Origin of the sequence: uncultured Zhongshania sp., from assembly GCF_963975605.1 — a bacterium.
GTDB classification, from domain to species: Bacteria; Pseudomonadota; Gammaproteobacteria; order Pseudomonadales; family Spongiibacteraceae; genus Spongiibacter; species Spongiibacter aquimaris.
In genome coordinates, this window is the sequence record NZ_CAXBHN010000018.1 from 41,484 (window position 1) to 56,814 (window position 15,331).

Here is a 15,331-nt window from a genome sequence, read left to right on the forward strand (position 1 = left end):
TCAGCCCAATGTAGCGATTCTAGCAACATCAGAAATTTTCTGGGAAACGGGCTTTAAGACGCGCCGCATCGCGACTTATCAGGCGTTTTTGCAGCAAGTTTTTCAAACACTGATCCATGGTTTGCATGCCCACGGCCGCGCCAGACTGAATAGCAGAATACATCTGCGCCACCTTGTCTTCACGAATCAAGTTACGAATCGCGGGGGTACCAATCATGATTTCGTGGGCGGCGACACGGCCACCCTCGGGGCGTTTCAGCAGAGTTTGTGAAATAACGCCCTGCAGCGATTCCGACAACATCGAGCGCACCATCGATTTCTCATCGCCAGGGAATACGTCCACTACCCGGTCTATGGTTTTTGCCGCAGAGGTAGTGTGCAGGGTGCCGAATACCAAATGTCCGGTTTCTGCCGCGGTAAGTGCCAGCCTGATCGTTTCCAAATCCCGCAACTCACCAACCAGAATAATATCCGGATCTTCACGCAGCGCCGAACGCAGGGCCTCGTTAAAACCGTGGGTATCGCGGTGGACTTCACGCTGATTGAGCAGACATTTTTTTGATTCGTGAACAAATTCGATAGGGTCTTCAATGGTTAAGATGTGATCGAATTTATTGTCGTTGATATAGTCGATCATCGCCGCCAGCGTGGTGGATTTACCCGAGCCCGTTGGCCCAGTGACCAAGACCAGGCCGCGCGGGAACATCGAAATATCTTTGAAGACCTGCCCCATACCGAGGTCTTCAAGCGACAGCACCTTAGACGGAATGGTCCGAAAGACCGCACCGGCACCGCGGTTGTGGTTAAAGGCATTGACCCGGAAGCGCGCCACGCCGGGCACTTCGAAAGAGAAGTCAGTTTCTAAAAACTCCTCGTAATCACGGCGCTGGCGGTCATTCATAATCTCATAGATCAAGCTATGAACTTCGCGATGCTCCATCGGCGGCAAATTAATGCGCCGCACATCGCCGTCAACCCGAATCATCGGCGGCAAGCCCGCCGACAAGTGTAAATCCGAGGCATTTTGCTTGGCACTAAACGCCAGTAACTCTGTGATATCCATGAACATCCTCAACGGCATCGAAGCATCTGTGGGTGAGCGAACCCACGAAAAATGTCTATTGCACCAAAATTACGTGGCGGGACTTATGGCAAACAACGCCCAACGACCAACTTTAGTAAGCAAAATAGTATCAATTCAAAACTGTATAACGCGCAGGGTTTGCCGTACAGCACAAAGTTTTTATTTTAAGATACAACCTAAACATCAACAGATGCAGGCCACATCAGGCATAATCTCAAACATGAGCAATCAAGCAACCATAATAGCCAATATAGCAGCAATTCAGGCGCGAATAGCAGCCGCCTGCCAACTTTATGAGCGACAATCGCCACCAAGACTGATGGCTGTCACGAAAACCCGCAATGTCGCAGAAATTAGCACCGCCATCGCGGCCGGAATTACCGACATTGGTGAGAACTATCTGCAAGAGGCACTGAGTAAGCAGGCAGAGCTAAGAGTTCAACCAGACGCTTGGCACTTTATTGGCCCTATCCAAACCAATAAAACCCGCGCCATCGCCAGCCACTTCGATTGGGTGCACAGCGTCGACCGCGCCAAAATCATTACTCGACTCAATGAGCAGCGCCCCGCTCAGCGCGGGCCATTAAATATTTGCCTGCAGGTCAACATCAACGATGAAGACAGTAAGGCGGGGGCCAACATCGACGAAGTCACCGAGCTTGCCAAATTAGTGCTCAGCCAAACTCATTTGCGGCTGCGCGGGCTAATGGCTATTCCCGCCAATACCGACGACCTCCAACAGCAACGACAAAACTTCGCTGCGCTACGCGGTATTTTCACTTCGCTACAAACGCAATTTCCAGAGGCTCCGCTCGACACCTTATCGATGGGTATGTCGTCAGACATGGAAGCCGCGGTCGCCGAAGGCGCCACCATCGTGCGCATCGGCAGCGATATATTTGGTCCACGGATAGCCCAAGTAAAGTGATGCGACTGCCAGTATCAAAACCGGACTGCTATACTGCGGGCGGAATTTTCCAGTCGGCGACTCGTCAGAATCCAAGGCTGGGCATTAAGCGAATTGAGGAACTAGCGTGAAAGAGATGAAAATTGGCTTCATCGGCGGCGGCAATATGGCCTCCAGCATCATCGGTGGGCTCGTTGCCAGCGGCATGGCCGCTAACAATATTTGGGCCAGCGACCCCAATGCCGACAGCCTAGCCAAGCTAAAGGACGTTGCCCCTGTTAACACCGGCAACGACAACCAAGCGCTCATTGCCCAAGTTGATGTACTTATTCTGGCGGTAAAACCGCAAATTATGAAAGTGGTGGCGCTAGACATCGCCGCGTCGGTGCAGGCACACCAACCCTTGGTCATCACCATTGCCGCCGGCGTTACCAGCGGCAGTCTGGCAACGTGGCTCGGCGGCGCGCCCGCCATTGTGCGCTGCATGCCCAATACACCCGCACTGGTTCGCAGCGGCGCCACCGGCTTATTCGCCAACTCGCAAGTGAATGACAGCCAGCGCCAGCAAGCCACAGCGATATTAGAAGCTGTCGGCGTAGCGCTTTGGGTAGAACAAGAAAATCAACTCGACGCGGTCACCGCCGTATCTGGCAGCGGCCCTGCGTATTTCTTTTTAGTGATGGAAGCCATGCAAGCCGCCGGTCAAAATATGGGCTTAAGTGAAGACGTCGCCAAGCAGCTCACCCTGCAAACTGCCTTGGGCGCAGCGCAAATGGCCATTAACAGTGATGTCGACGCCGCCGAACTCCGCCGCCGAGTAACCTCACCCAAGGGCACCACCGAACGCGCTATCAATATGTTGGAAGAGGGCGGCCTGCGCCAATTATTCGCGCAGGCATTAGAGGGCGCACGCATTCGCGCCGAAGAGCTAGCCATCGAACTAGAAGGGGAATAAACCACATGTCAGCTGCTGCAGAAATTACCACCATGTTGTTGAACACCGTCATCAGCTTAGCCATTGTGGCTTTTTTACTGCGGATGATTCTGCAGTTGGTACGCGCAGACTTTTATAACCCCATCTGCCAGTTTTTAGTGAAAGCCACTAATCCGCTGGTGATACCACTGCGCAAAATTATTCCCAGCGTCGGCAAAATAGATACTGCCTCGCTGCTACTGGCATTCATTGCGCAAGCACTGGGCATTACCCTGTTATTGCAACTTTACGGCGGCGGCTTTCCCAACCCAGCGCAATTATTAATTTGGTCAGTAATCGGCCTGTGCAGCGCCGTGTTAAACCTGTACTTCTTTGCGATCATTGCCAATATCATCATGAGCTGGGTCGCCCAGGGCGGCGCTCACCCCGCTGCACAAATTTTGTATCAAATCACCGAGCCGGTGATGGCACCATTCCGCAAACTGCTACCCACCATGGGCGGCTTGGACTTGTCACCCATTTTGGTTTTTTTGTGTATCAATGTACTCGAAGTGATACTGCGCCATGTGGCAGCCGGCGTCGGCCTCCATCCCGCCCTGATTATGGGGCTGTAAGCAGTGGCAGAAATGCCGGCGTTTTGGCGCTGGCAAGGTGATAATTTAATATTGTTCTGCCATATTCAAGCGGGGGCCAGCGCCAATGAGTTTGCCGGCCAACATGGCGACCGTTTAAAAATACGGGTTCGTTCAGCGGCAATCGAAGGCAAGGCCAACGCCAGTTTATGCGCTTTTCTGGCGGAGCAATTTGCCGTAAGCAAACAGGCTGTAGAACTTAGTAAGGGCTCACAAAGCCGGCAGAAAACCTTTAAAATTTTGGCGCCCACAACAATACCAAGTGCGCTGAATATAGAACAAACGTAAACCAAGTCCGTTTTAAACGGCCGACACCAAATGCACAAACTGCTGGCAAACGCCGGCTAACAAGGATATCGGTCCACATGACAGAAGCTCCGCCCAGCACACCTACTGCGGATAACGACAGCGTCGGCATTGTCGTGCCGCAAACGCTGCACTTCGATCAGCCGCTGCAGCTAGCCTGCGGTCGCGCGCTGCCAAAACACGATATTGTTTACGAAACCTACGGCGAACTAAACGCGGAAAAATCCAACGGGATTTTAATTTGTCACGCCCTTAGCGGGCATCATCACGCCGCCGGTAAGCACAGCGCCGACGACCGCAAAACGGGCTGGTGGGACAGCTGCATTGGGCCGGGCAAGCCCATCGATACCAATGTCTTCTTTGTTTTAAGCATTAACAATATTGGCGGCTGCCACGGCTCAACTGGGCCCACCTCGATTAACCCAGCAACCGGCAAACCCTGGGGCCCAGACTTCCCACCGCTGCGCTGTCGCGATTGGGTAGAGAGCCAGCATTTGATGATGCAGCATTTCGGCATTTCGCAATGGGCCGCCGTCATCGGTGGCAGCTTGGGCGGTATGCAAGCCATGCGCTGGGCGCTCGAATACCCGGACGCCCTGCGTCACTGCATCGTGATTGCCTCGGCCATGAAGCTGTCTGCGCAAAATATTGCCTTTAATGAAATTGCACGCCGCGCCATCACCTCAGACGCCAACTTCCACGAAGGTCGCTACCTTGAGCACAACACCCTGCCAAAACAGGGCCTCGGTCTGGCGAGAATGGTCGGCCATATTACCTACTTGTCTGAAGACGGCATGAAGCAAAAATTCGGCCGCGAACTTAAAACCGGTAACCTTGCGCTGGGCGCAGGTTCAGAGACGGCGGTGGAGTTTGAGGTCGAAAGTTATTTGCGCTATCAAGGCGAAGCCTTCTCTGGCAGCTTTGACGCCAACACCTATTTGCTGATGACCAAGGCGCTGGACTACTACGACCTCGCCCGCGAATACAATGACGATCCGGTCGAGGCCTTTAAGCACGCCAAATGCGCATTTTTAGTGGCCTCCTTCACCACCGATTGGCGCTTCGCCCCCGCCCGTTCGCGTGAAATTGTCGACGCCCTTGTCGCCGCCAATAAATCGGTAAGCTACGCAGAAATAGAAGCAGACCACGGTCACGATGCCTTCCTTATTCCCATCCCCCGCTATATGGACGTCTTCCACGGCTATATGAAGCGACTCAAACAGGAGCTTGGCCATGCGTTTTGACCTCACCCTGATTCAGCCGTGGATTAATGCCAATAGCCGGGTACTCGACCTCGGCTGTGGCGACGGCATGTTGCTGGAAACCTTAGGCAAAGAAAAAAATATCTCCGGCGTCGGCCTTGAGATCGACCCAGACAATATTACCCGCGCGCTCGCCCGCGGCGTCAATGTCATAGAGCACGATCTTAACGTCGGCTTGGGCAATTTCCGCGACGACAGCTTCGATATGGTGGTGATGACACTGGCACTGCAAACCCTGCGCTATCCGCATTTGGTCATCGACGAAATGCTGCGGGTTGGTCGCGAGTGCATTGTTACTTTCCCAAACTTTGGCCACTGGCGCAGCCGCTGGTATTTGGGTCATCGCGGCAAAATGCCTGTGTCGAAATTTTTGCCCTACACTTGGTACGACACCCCCAATATTCACTTTTGTACCGTGAAGGATTTTGAAACACTTTGCGACGACAAAAATATACGCATTCTAAATAGCAGCGTGATCGGCGCCGACAATAGCCAGTCGCCATTAGCAAACCGCTTCCCCAATTTATTGGGCGTCACCGCGGTTTACCACATCAGCAAATAATTCTGCGCACACCGAGTCTAATATGAAAAGAATCACGAACTACACCGCCATCTTCACACTAGTATTCAGCGCGCTGTTTAGCGCGGCCGCCAGCGCACAAGAAGCACCGCCGGTTACCGCCACCAGCTCTAGCTTCGGCAAAGACACGGTGCACTACAGCGTGGTCAACTCCACCTTTCTTACACCGCAAGTCGCCAAAAGCTACGGCATTATTCGCGGTGACAATAAGTTTTTAATTAACGTATCGGTGCGCCGCCAACTCGACACCACCAACCTTGCTGTGCGCGCCAAAGTTGAGGGCACTAGCTCAGACCTTATTCATCGCACGCCCTTAGAATTTAGAGAAATCATTGAGCAAGACGCTATTTACTACATCGCCGAATTTGAAATTAGCAATGACGAGCGCCAAGACTTCCGCCTTTCGGTGAGCGTAGACAATCGTCCCAGCTACGATATTCAGTTCAACAAAATGATGTATGTCGACGACGAGTAGACAATGACCACTACACCCTCTTCAGCTGAGAATACCGTCGTTCTTGCCAGCGGCAACCGCGGCAAATTACGTGAGTTAAGTGATTTACTAAACGGCTTAGGCATTACCCTGCGCAGCCAAGCAGATTTCGATGTTGTCGAAGCAGAAGAGAACGGCCTCAGCTTTATCGAGAATGCTATTCTCAAGGCACGCAACGCGGCACGCCAAACCGGGTTCGCCGCACTGGCCGACGACTCAGGTCTGTGCGTTGATGCGTTGGGCGGTGCACCCGGCATTTACTCCGCGCGCTACGCGGGTGCCAACGCACAAGATGCTGACAACAATACCAAGCTATTAGAAACACTAAAGGAACACAGCAATCGCGGCGCGCATTTTCACTGCGCACTTGCCTTTGTGCGTCATGCCGACGATCCCGCGCCGCTAGTGTGCGAAGGCCAATGGCAGGGCGAAATTCTGAGCGCGCCACGCGGCGACAACGGCTTCGGCTACGACCCGCTGTTCTACGTCGCCAGCCTAGATTGCTGTTCTGCAGAACTTAGCAAAGAACAAAAAAACAAAATCAGTCACCGCGCACTGGCACTGCAACAACTGCTACCCAGATTGCGCACCGAATACCTGGGCGCCTAAACATGGTCACGCTAAGTATTGTCGATACCGCACTTAGCCTGACCATCAACAAAGATCAAAATCTGCTCGAACAATGTCTTGCTGCCTCGCTACCGGTTACCCGCAGCTGCCGCAATGGCAACTGCGGGCGCTGTGACAGCAAGCTGCTGAAAGGGCAAGTCAGACTGCGCAATGGCGATCTTTTACAATCACCAGCGACATTGCCGCTGTGCATTGCCTATGCCATAGAAGACCTGCAGATCAGCGATATTCCGCTCAGTCAGCTCCCCAGCCACTGGCGCTGTCAGCGGCAAAGCCCTCAACAATTATTACTGCCGGCGGGGCGACAAACGCCGCCGCTGCAAGGCGATATCTGCGCCTTACTTTTTGTGAATGGCGTAGAAGTGAATGAGATTGCCCACGTCGCGGGACGCGGCATTGCGCTAACAAAGCCCAGCGCCATCACTGCGGAAAACAGTGTTGTCAGCCTAATCACCATAGACCGCGACCACAGCGGCCAATACACGCTCTGGCGGGAGCATCAAAATCACCGCCAACTGCTGTGGGCCAACATCAATCAAACCACCGCTCTGTCCGCTCAGGCCGCATATCAGCAGAGTTCAGGCGTGGGCAAATATATTCTCAGCAACGATGCCTAGCTAGCCTGTAAAAGCCCTATATTTTAATCCCAGCTCGCGCCGCACTAAAGCCCAACTCGGCGGTCTAAACCGCCAGCGGTTTATGTGACATAGCTAACGCGCTATGCTGGCGATATAACGCTACACTGCGCACCAAGCCCATTAAATTCAAAATAAATCATGCCGGAAGTTCTGCACCACCGTGCACATTCCGCCAGATGGAGAAGTCGTCTCATGTTCAAACGGATTTTGCAGGGTATTGTCATCCTGCTTGTAGTCGCGGTCATCGGTGTTGTTTTCGCCCTTGAGCCCATTGCCAAATTTGTGATCGAAAGCGAAGGTAGCAAACAAGTTGGCGCCCGTGTCGATGTCGATAGTGTGGATATTAGTTTTTATCCCACCCACGTCGCACTCAACGGCCTTACTGTCGCCAATCCGCAAGAGCCTATGCGCAACCTTCTGCAAAGCGAAAAAGTCTCCGCCGATGTCGACGCCAAAGCCCTGTTGAAAATGCAGGTTATCGCCGACCAAGTAGTGCTATCTGGCCTGCAAATGTATACCGAGCGCAGCACCCCCGGCACCTTAGATGGCAGCATGCCGCCACCTAAGGAAGAAAGCGCCAGCGGAATGCCAAGCATAAGCCTGCCCGATCCAAATGCCTTGCTGGCGGAAGAAAAAGCCAACATCCAAGCGGAAGTGACCGAGATTCAAACTGGCTTTACCGACATTGAATCGCGCTGGAAAACCAAGTCCGAGAAAGTCCCTGATCAAACCCAGTTCGACCAGTACAAAAAACGCTGGGATGAGCTAAAAAACAAAAACGTGATCGAGCGTCTCGCCGGTGCAAAAGAATTGCGCGACGACATCAAAGCCGAGCTCCGCCAGTTCGACAATTTAAAAGAAGATTTGAAAGCCGACTCTGCCGCCGTCAAATCACTCAGCCAACGCGCTGCCAATTTACCGGCCGATCAATCTAAGCGCATGATGTCGAAATACGGTTTAGACCAAGGCACTGAAGGCATGTTGCGCTTTTTACTGGGCGACGAAGTCAATGCCACCGTACAGCGTGGCCTAACCCTATATAAAGAAACCATGGGCAAAATGGCAAGTACAGAAGAACCTGCACCTAGCACAGAGCCAGCTGCAGAATTGCCAGTAAATATATTAATTCGCAAAATCCTCATCGACGGTTACCAAGTAATCGGCGGTGAAAAGCTTGCTTACTCAGGCGAAATTAACGACGTCACCGACAAGCAAGACTACTGGAACAAACCCATCACCATGGCACTGCGCGGTGGCATGGAACAGAAATCACAATTGGTCATCGACGGTATTTTTGATCAGCGCAACGACACCTTAAAAAGTGTTTTCAATATGGGCTTAAAGCAACTCGCTCTATCTGGTGTATCCCTTTCTCAAAGCCCAGAACTGCCACTGCAATTAGAAAAAGGGATTGCTGACATTGCAGCGAACTTTTCTATTGATGGCGACAATCTCAAAGGATCTGTTGCCGGCTTAGTCAACCAAGCAAAACTCCTGGTAGCCAAAACCGCTAGCGACAACAAAACCGCAAACTTACTAGCCGCAGCGCTAGAAGACGTTAGCAAACTCGTTATGGATTTAAGCGTGAACGGCACCGTCAACGACCCCGCCATCAAACTCAAATCCAACCTGGATCTCATCCTGGGCGACGTGCTGGGCGCGGAACTGAAATCACAACTCGCCGATGCGCAGACCAAGCTGAAATCCAAACTGAGCGAAGACTACGGCCCACAAATGACACAACTCCAAGACAAGCAAAACATGCTAAGCCAATACCAGGATCTACTGGGTGATCGCGAAGCAGCGCTGCAAGCCTTGATGAAAGAAATGATGTAAGTCTTAATTCAACTTAAATCTGTAAAAAAGGGCGCGCCTCACATTGAGACGCGCCCTTTTTATTTGTATAAATAACTCTTTGCGAGGGGCACAGCATTGCAGTGCCTGCCCAGTATTTTTACATTTTAGTAGCCATGCTGACCATTAATAATGGACTGGTAAAACTCATTATCTAACACTTCATAGCGGCTAGACTTTGGTTTTAACACATAAATCACATCGTCAACTTCACTAAGATTGTATGACTGCTTGCGCAAACTCGCTTTGAATAACTTGAAGGTGACGGTAGTCTCTGCCGCAGGCTGAATCCGTACAAACACGGGGCGAGCGTAGGCTGGCATCTCAGTCATAACGTAGTTTGAAAACTCGTCAGAATCGAATTCCACACCGTGTCTTAAGGTTATTGCCGCCATCCCCGCGCGACCCTCGACGCCCGGAACTTCTACGCCATACACGTTAGCGATCTCAACCTGTGAATTCGCATTTAGAATCTCGCCCACTTCATTCGTAGACACGTTTTCTGAGCGCCATCGAAATGTATCACCCAATCGGTCGACAAATTGATAATGCGCTAGGCCGAGGGCGAAACCGACATCAATCTTTTTGATGACGTCACCAGTATTAAACCAACGATCACCCTTTTTCCTCACATCTGACAATACTTTACTGTTCGACGCTTTCTTGTCGTTATAACCATCAAATTTAAAACGATCATCAATTTTCATCAGGAGAACACCGGGCTCCCCGTCATTCACCTCAGCCAACTTTCCTTTGGCATCACGAACCATTTCATCCGCATCAAAATCATACTTCACCAACAATATATCGGCCGACGTGGTACCAATCGTTTTATCTTTGTTTAGCAAATTAATAAAAAACGCGTTTCCTTCGCTAGAGCCATAAAACTCAGTTATGCGCGGTATTTTGAATCGCTGCCGAAACACATCCCATACATCTGGCCGCAAGCCATTACCGACCATGGTCTGAATCGGATTATTTTTCTCATCGGGGGATTCTTTTTGCATAGCCAAATACCGGCACAGCTCGCCAACGTATACAAATAATGTCGTTTGATGCTCCCGAACCTCGGACCAAAAATTACTAGCCGAAAAACGTCGGCGTAGAAATATCGATGCGCCGGAGTAAAGACTGGTCCCAACGCCGGGACCTAAACCTGTGAAATGATAGAGCGGCAAGCAAAGATAAATTCTATCTGTTTGCTTGGCACGAAACCCAATACGGGCATACGGTTCTGATGCGGCCAAATACCGACGGTGCAATATAAGTGCGGCCTTGGGCAGGCCTGTGGTGCCTGAGGTAAGGATATAACAGGCCTTTTCGCCCGCTCGAATATCGAGGGTCTCGGGCAAATTATCGCTGGGCATAGTATCTAATATTGCCATCACATCTAAGGCCCATGAGGGCGCCAGAGAGTCAGGGCCGACCTCAGCAACAGAACTAGTCAGCGCCTCGTCTTTAACCCAAATAAAATCATTGTCTGACAGCGGTAATTCATCTTTAACGTCGGCAATACTGCCTATCAGCTCTTGACCAACAATGCACTTAGTTGCATTAGTGATATTAATACAGTGAACCAGTGACTTGCCTTGCAAGCTGGTATTAATCAATCCCGTCGCCGCACCAAGCTTAGCCAGCGCGAAAAAACAGGCCAGCATCTCGATACGGTTTTCCATTAGAAGACCAACGCAATCACCGCGCTGTACACCCTGCCCTTTTAAGGCATGGGCAAGGCGATTAACTAAGATATTGAATTCACCCCAGCTTAATTCACGCCCCTCAAAGACAATCGCAGACTTATCTGGATAGCGCGCTGCGGTTTCTTGAAAAAGTCGGCCTAGAGATTTCTTTTCATTATCTTTCGGAGGTCGATAGAAAACCGCCGGCAGCACTGAAACCAAGTCGCGTATTACCCGCGTAAACTCCGTCATCATTCAACATCCTTTATTGGTATTTGGCAGCGGTAAATCACGCTGTATTTATGACTATTCATTATTGTTGAATTACTACCGATACAATTCAAAGCAATCTAATCGCCAGTAACGACTAATATGTACACCTTTTAAAAGGACAATAGATTAGAACAGGCACTTCTAAATTGTTATGTGCTTTTAAATTCAATCTTCGTGGGCCTCTGATTCCGGTTCGCTATATACGACTATATCAAATTTCCTTAGCAGTATTTCAATTACCTTTTGAACAAGTGGGTTTTTCCTAGTGTCAGATTTAACTTGATGCTTCATAGATGAAAAAGTATCTAGCGCTACCTTGTTTTCTCCTTCGTAAATCCATATCCAGGAATCACCTTGATGACCAGAATCCACACGCTCAAAGTTAGCAATTACATATTCAAGTAATGATTGATGAAAATCATCATAGTGTTCTTTGTAATTTAGTTCCGCAAATATCATTACTTAAATTCGCCAGCTCAATAGGACAAGCACTCCCAAATTGACAAAACAATAACACTGCTTTAGGTTCACTTCACCCATTCGTAAAAGGATTTACGACGACCTTTCCCAGAAAAGCCCTCGTCTGTGTTGACGACACCCCCGTCTACCACGTGACTTCTCGCTGTGTGCGCCGCTCGTTTCTTTGCGGCGTCGATCATGCCACTGGTAAAGATTATTCCCACCGCCGACTCTTTATCGAGCAACGCATCCTTTTGCTCAGCAGCTTGTGTTTGCCATTGATATCGCCGCCTACGTAGTGATGCCTCATCATGTGCATTTAGTTATCAAGCTGTCGCCAGAAGTGATCAATGACTTGTCTGGCCGACAAGTGCTAGAGCACTGGACGAGCCTTTGAGTTCAATAGGACGGGCATTTCCAAGTTCTAAAACCCGATTGGGCGGCTTAGTTCTCGGTATGCTGTATTGCAAAATCAACACCCACCACGTGCTGGCGAGACATTCTCGGCGAAACGAATATTCAGCTGAGAAACACCGGCCAATCGAGATGAACGAGTGATTAGGTTTCTCATTTTTCTACAGAGTGCCTGCCCGGTATTTTTCTGACAAAAACCTGCAGCTTGCCGCGCCAGATTTCCGTTCTGAGTCATCTAGTCAGCTCGCAGCTCCTCAGACTGAGACGCTTGAGCCTTTGGGTGCTGCGGCACGGCGCCTTCAATCCACGACTCCTCATCGGGCAACATTTCTAAAACCGTGGGCGTGGTGCGCACCATCGCCACAAAGTGGGCGCTGTTATCTTCTGCTTGTATTTTATTTGCTGCTAAATGCCGCGCCGTGAATAAACACAAGGCGAGCTGCATAATCACAAAATATCCGACTAGGGCTTGCTGACCAAATAGAGCCATACCTTGGCCTGCGAGTGCCGGCCCAAGCGCCGCACCTATACCGTGTATAAATAGCAGCGTACTGGCGCCCGACAGAATGTTTTCTTGCTCCAACTTATCCATCAGTATGGCTACCGAAACCGGATAAATACAAAACGCAAAACCGCCGTATAAGGCCGCCATTAAAAACACCCAATTGCCAAAGTACGACGCTACCCACATCAGGCAGGCCGACACTGCGGCCAATGCAGTAACTGCTATGATCACTCTGCGACGGTCGTGGGTATCGGAATATCGTCCCAGCGGGTATTGAAACAAGGCGCCACCAAGTATGGCGCAGCTCATAAATGTCGCGACCCCGCTACTCGTTAAGCCAATATCGCTGGCATATATAGCCGACAGCCCCCAAAAGCCGCCCATCGCCAAACCCGACAGCAGGGAGCCGGCAACCGCTACTGGCGATAATTTGGCGATAGCACTGATTTTAAGACGAGGTACAACGGTTATGTCGGGCTGATTCATGCGGGTCAGAGCGATCGGCAGCAAACTGACGGTGATTAACATTGCCGAGATGGCAAACAATATAAAGCCACTGGGTGAGCCGAAGCGAATAAACTGCTGGGCGATGGCAAGCGAGCCCAGGTTCACCACCATATACACCGCAAACACCCGCCCACGCTGAGCGCCGGTAGATTGGGTATTTAACCAACTCTCAATCACGGTATACAAAATAACCAGGGCGGCGCCGGTCATAATACGCAGCAGTAACCAGCCAAGTGGATTTACAAACAAGACATGCAGTAACACCGAGCACGATGCCAGTGCGGCACAGCAAGTAAACGCGCGAATATGGCCAACTCGCTGGATTAAGGGCAGGGCAATGAAGGTACCGACAAAAAAGCCGACAAAATACCCGGACATAATCAAGCCCATGGTGTCGTCAGGGTAGGCTTCAAGCCCCCCGCGAATGGCTAACAAGGTATTGAGTAGACCGCTGCCAAGCAGCAGAAGCGAAGCGCCAAGGAGCAGCGCGATAATGGGCACAATTAAAAGTAACATGCATATTTAAATGCAATGAATGTACCAATAATTCAAAAGAACAGGCACCCCCAAGCTCTAAAACCCGATTAGGCGGCGTTTCTCTGGGTTTGCTGTGTTGCAAAATTAACACCCACCGCTTGCTCGCGAGACATCCTCGGCGAAACTAATATTCGGCTTAGAATCAGGGGGAAATCGAGATGACCTGAGCGACTAGTTTTCTCATTTTTCTAATGAGTGCCTGCCCAGTATTTTCTGTATTAATTTAAAGCTGCAAAAAAAAGGGCGCACCTTAATCTGAGGCGCGCCCTTTCTATTTTTATTAATAATTATGTCGGGACGAAGAAGGTGATTTTTTCTTATCTACCGCGGTAGAGTATAAAAAATCGTTTCGAGAAAACCAGATCTCTAATTACTTGTTTCCGTAATCGACATAGGATCTTCTCAATTCCTGCCAATTTAAAATCTCTGACTTCGCTCGCTTCAACTCTTCGGCAGAGAGCTGCGACTTTAAATATTTTAAGTATGGACGATTTTCCTCGAAACCAGCTGCAACTGAAATATCACACCAAAAGTATGCTTCACGCAGATCAACCGGAACCCCATCCCCTATTGAATAGATTCCAACCAGGTTCGCCATGGCCTCAAGCGAACCCGCTGTCGCAGCAGCCGTATACAAATCAATAGCTCTTTTAATATCGACCTTATATTCACCTGCGCCACGGTGAAACAAGATCGCCAGATTAAATACCGAATTTACATCTCCTAACGAAGCAGCAGTTGACCAATAATCATGAGCTTTAACATAGTCATTCCCGCCTTCCTCTGAAACATATATATTTCCCAACGATGCGAGGGCTGCCATATCACCTTTTTCTGCGGCCTGCTGATACCACTCGATGGCTTTATCGAGATTCTTTTCAACACCGATCCCGTGTAGATATTTAGTTCCCATGTGAGCCTGTGCCGGAATCTGCCCTTTAATCGCAGCTTGCTGACAAAGATCGAAGGACTTTTCAACATCCTTATCGACAAAAACTCCCTTTTCATAAACTATTGAAAGGTTATAGAGTGAATTTGGTTCCCCTGATTTAGCAAGCTTCTCCCAAATAGCAATTGCATCATCATAATTGCCAGTCGTCGCATAACCATAGGCTTTATCTAATTCTTCTGCTTCACCAGCCCATGTAATACTTGATAGACAAAAGAAGAATAAAACAATGGCATTTTTGAGATTAGCTTGACTCTGGCAAGCCCAATAGTTGGATGCTTTTCTACAAGAGAAAATAATGACCCCAACCACAGCTGAAAGGGTTTTACGTACGCCACCTTTCCGAAGAAGAAACATATTGAGACGCAAGAACAGAACTTTAATAGCTAAGGTAAATACAACGTTATTTATCAATGTATTTTGGAGATGGTGGATATACTGGTTATTATGGTGCAGCGACTCACGCACTAAATCACATCCTTATGTGTTTGTTATCTTAAGCGCTATTGACTACAACTTACGCGCCACTTCCATGACTTAAGCATAATTCCTAAACGGTAAAAGATAAAGACTGTAGTTAGAGAAGTGCTATTACCGCTTAACTCACACGCCCCTACTCAAGCACTATGAACAGTGTAGTGGTCAACTATTTCCGGACAGTTTCTTAGGTCGTTTTTCTTTCATCACC

The 15,331-nt window shown here is 49.9% G+C and carries 15 protein-coding genes; 10 read left to right on the forward strand and 5 right to left on the reverse strand.

All coding sequences use genetic code 11. The features are described from left to right. Positions 1–28: 28 nt before the first annotated feature. Complete coding sequence (locus tag AAC007_RS13795; protein ID WP_219043511.1) at positions 29–1,063, reverse strand: type IV pilus twitching motility protein PilT; 1,035 nt, start codon at positions 1,061–1,063, stop codon at positions 29–31. A gap of 241 nt (positions 1,064–1,304) precedes the next feature. Between AAC007_RS13795 and AAC007_RS13800 the strand changes: the two genes are divergently transcribed. From AAC007_RS13800 to AAC007_RS13845, 10 genes are all read left to right on the forward strand, one after another. Next, on the forward strand, positions 1,305–2,012 hold the full coding sequence (locus AAC007_RS13800; protein WP_296436714.1) for a YggS family pyridoxal phosphate-dependent enzyme: 708 nt from the start codon (positions 1,305–1,307) through the stop codon (positions 2,010–2,012). Positions 2,013–2,127: 115 nt separating this feature from the next. Beyond that, positions 2,128–2,946, forward strand: a complete 819-nt coding sequence (gene proC / locus AAC007_RS13805) for a pyrroline-5-carboxylate reductase (RefSeq protein WP_296436734.1) — start codon at positions 2,128–2,130, stop codon at positions 2,944–2,946. A 5-nt stretch (positions 2,947–2,951) separates the two neighbouring features. Continuing rightward, the gene (locus AAC007_RS13810; RefSeq protein WP_295873715.1) at positions 2,952–3,539 is read left to right on the forward strand and encodes a YggT family protein; all 588 of its coding nucleotides are present in this window, start codon (positions 2,952–2,954) and stop codon (positions 3,537–3,539) included. A 12-nt stretch (positions 3,540–3,551) separates the two neighbouring features. After that, the gene (locus AAC007_RS13815) at positions 3,552–3,845 is read left to right on the forward strand and encodes a DUF167 family protein (protein ID WP_295873836.1); all 294 of its coding nucleotides are present in this window, start codon (positions 3,552–3,554) and stop codon (positions 3,843–3,845) included. A 77-nt stretch (positions 3,846–3,922) separates the two neighbouring features. After that, the gene (locus AAC007_RS13820) at positions 3,923–5,107 is read left to right on the forward strand and encodes a homoserine O-acetyltransferase (RefSeq protein WP_339677550.1); all 1,185 of its coding nucleotides are present in this window, start codon (positions 3,923–3,925) and stop codon (positions 5,105–5,107) included. Further along, positions 5,097–5,687 (forward strand): methionine biosynthesis protein MetW, encoded by a 591-nt coding sequence (gene metW, locus AAC007_RS13825; protein WP_295873711.1) that lies wholly within the window; start codon positions 5,097–5,099, stop codon positions 5,685–5,687. The genes AAC007_RS13820 and metW overlap by 11 nt, the downstream gene beginning before the upstream one ends. 22 nt (positions 5,688–5,709) lie before the next feature. Beyond that, positions 5,710–6,180 (forward strand): DUF4426 domain-containing protein, encoded by a 471-nt coding sequence (locus tag AAC007_RS13830; protein WP_295873709.1) that lies wholly within the window; start codon positions 5,710–5,712, stop codon positions 6,178–6,180. A 3-nt stretch (positions 6,181–6,183) separates the two neighbouring features. After that, positions 6,184–6,807, forward strand: coding sequence for an RdgB/HAM1 family non-canonical purine NTP pyrophosphatase (rdgB, locus tag AAC007_RS13835; protein WP_296436717.1), 624 nt, complete (start codon positions 6,184–6,186; stop codon positions 6,805–6,807). Positions 6,808–6,809: 2 nt separating this feature from the next. Beyond that, the gene (locus AAC007_RS13840) at positions 6,810–7,445 is read left to right on the forward strand and encodes a 2Fe-2S iron-sulfur cluster-binding protein (RefSeq protein ID WP_339677553.1); all 636 of its coding nucleotides are present in this window, start codon (positions 6,810–6,812) and stop codon (positions 7,443–7,445) included. A 213-nt stretch (positions 7,446–7,658) separates the two neighbouring features. Continuing rightward, positions 7,659–9,302, forward strand: a complete 1,644-nt coding sequence (locus AAC007_RS13845) for a TIGR03545 family protein (protein WP_339677554.1) — start codon at positions 7,659–7,661, stop codon at positions 9,300–9,302. 125 nt (positions 9,303–9,427) lie between these two features. On the opposite strand, the gene AAC007_RS13850 is transcribed toward AAC007_RS13845, so the two are convergent. The 4 genes from AAC007_RS13850 to AAC007_RS13865 all read right to left on the reverse strand — a co-directional run bounded on the left by AAC007_RS13850 (position 9,428) and on the right by AAC007_RS13865 (position 15,111). After that, positions 9,428–11,254, reverse strand: coding sequence for a long-chain-acyl-CoA synthetase (locus tag AAC007_RS13850; RefSeq protein WP_339677555.1), 1,827 nt, complete (start codon positions 11,252–11,254; stop codon positions 9,428–9,430). A gap of 183 nt (positions 11,255–11,437) precedes the next feature. Beyond that, positions 11,438–11,731 (reverse strand): hypothetical protein, encoded by a 294-nt coding sequence (locus AAC007_RS13855; RefSeq protein ID WP_339677557.1) that lies wholly within the window; start codon positions 11,729–11,731, stop codon positions 11,438–11,440. 649 nt (positions 11,732–12,380) lie between these two features. After that, positions 12,381–13,673 carry an MFS transporter gene (locus AAC007_RS13860; protein ID WP_339677559.1) on the reverse strand — a complete coding sequence of 431 codons (1,293 nt, stop codon included), beginning with the start codon at positions 13,671–13,673 and terminating at the stop codon, positions 12,381–12,383. Between the two features lie 391 nt (positions 13,674–14,064). Continuing rightward, on the reverse strand, positions 14,065–15,111 hold the full coding sequence (locus AAC007_RS13865; protein WP_339677561.1) for a tetratricopeptide repeat protein: 1,047 nt from the start codon (positions 15,109–15,111) through the stop codon (positions 14,065–14,067). Positions 15,112–15,331 lie beyond the last annotated feature (220 nt).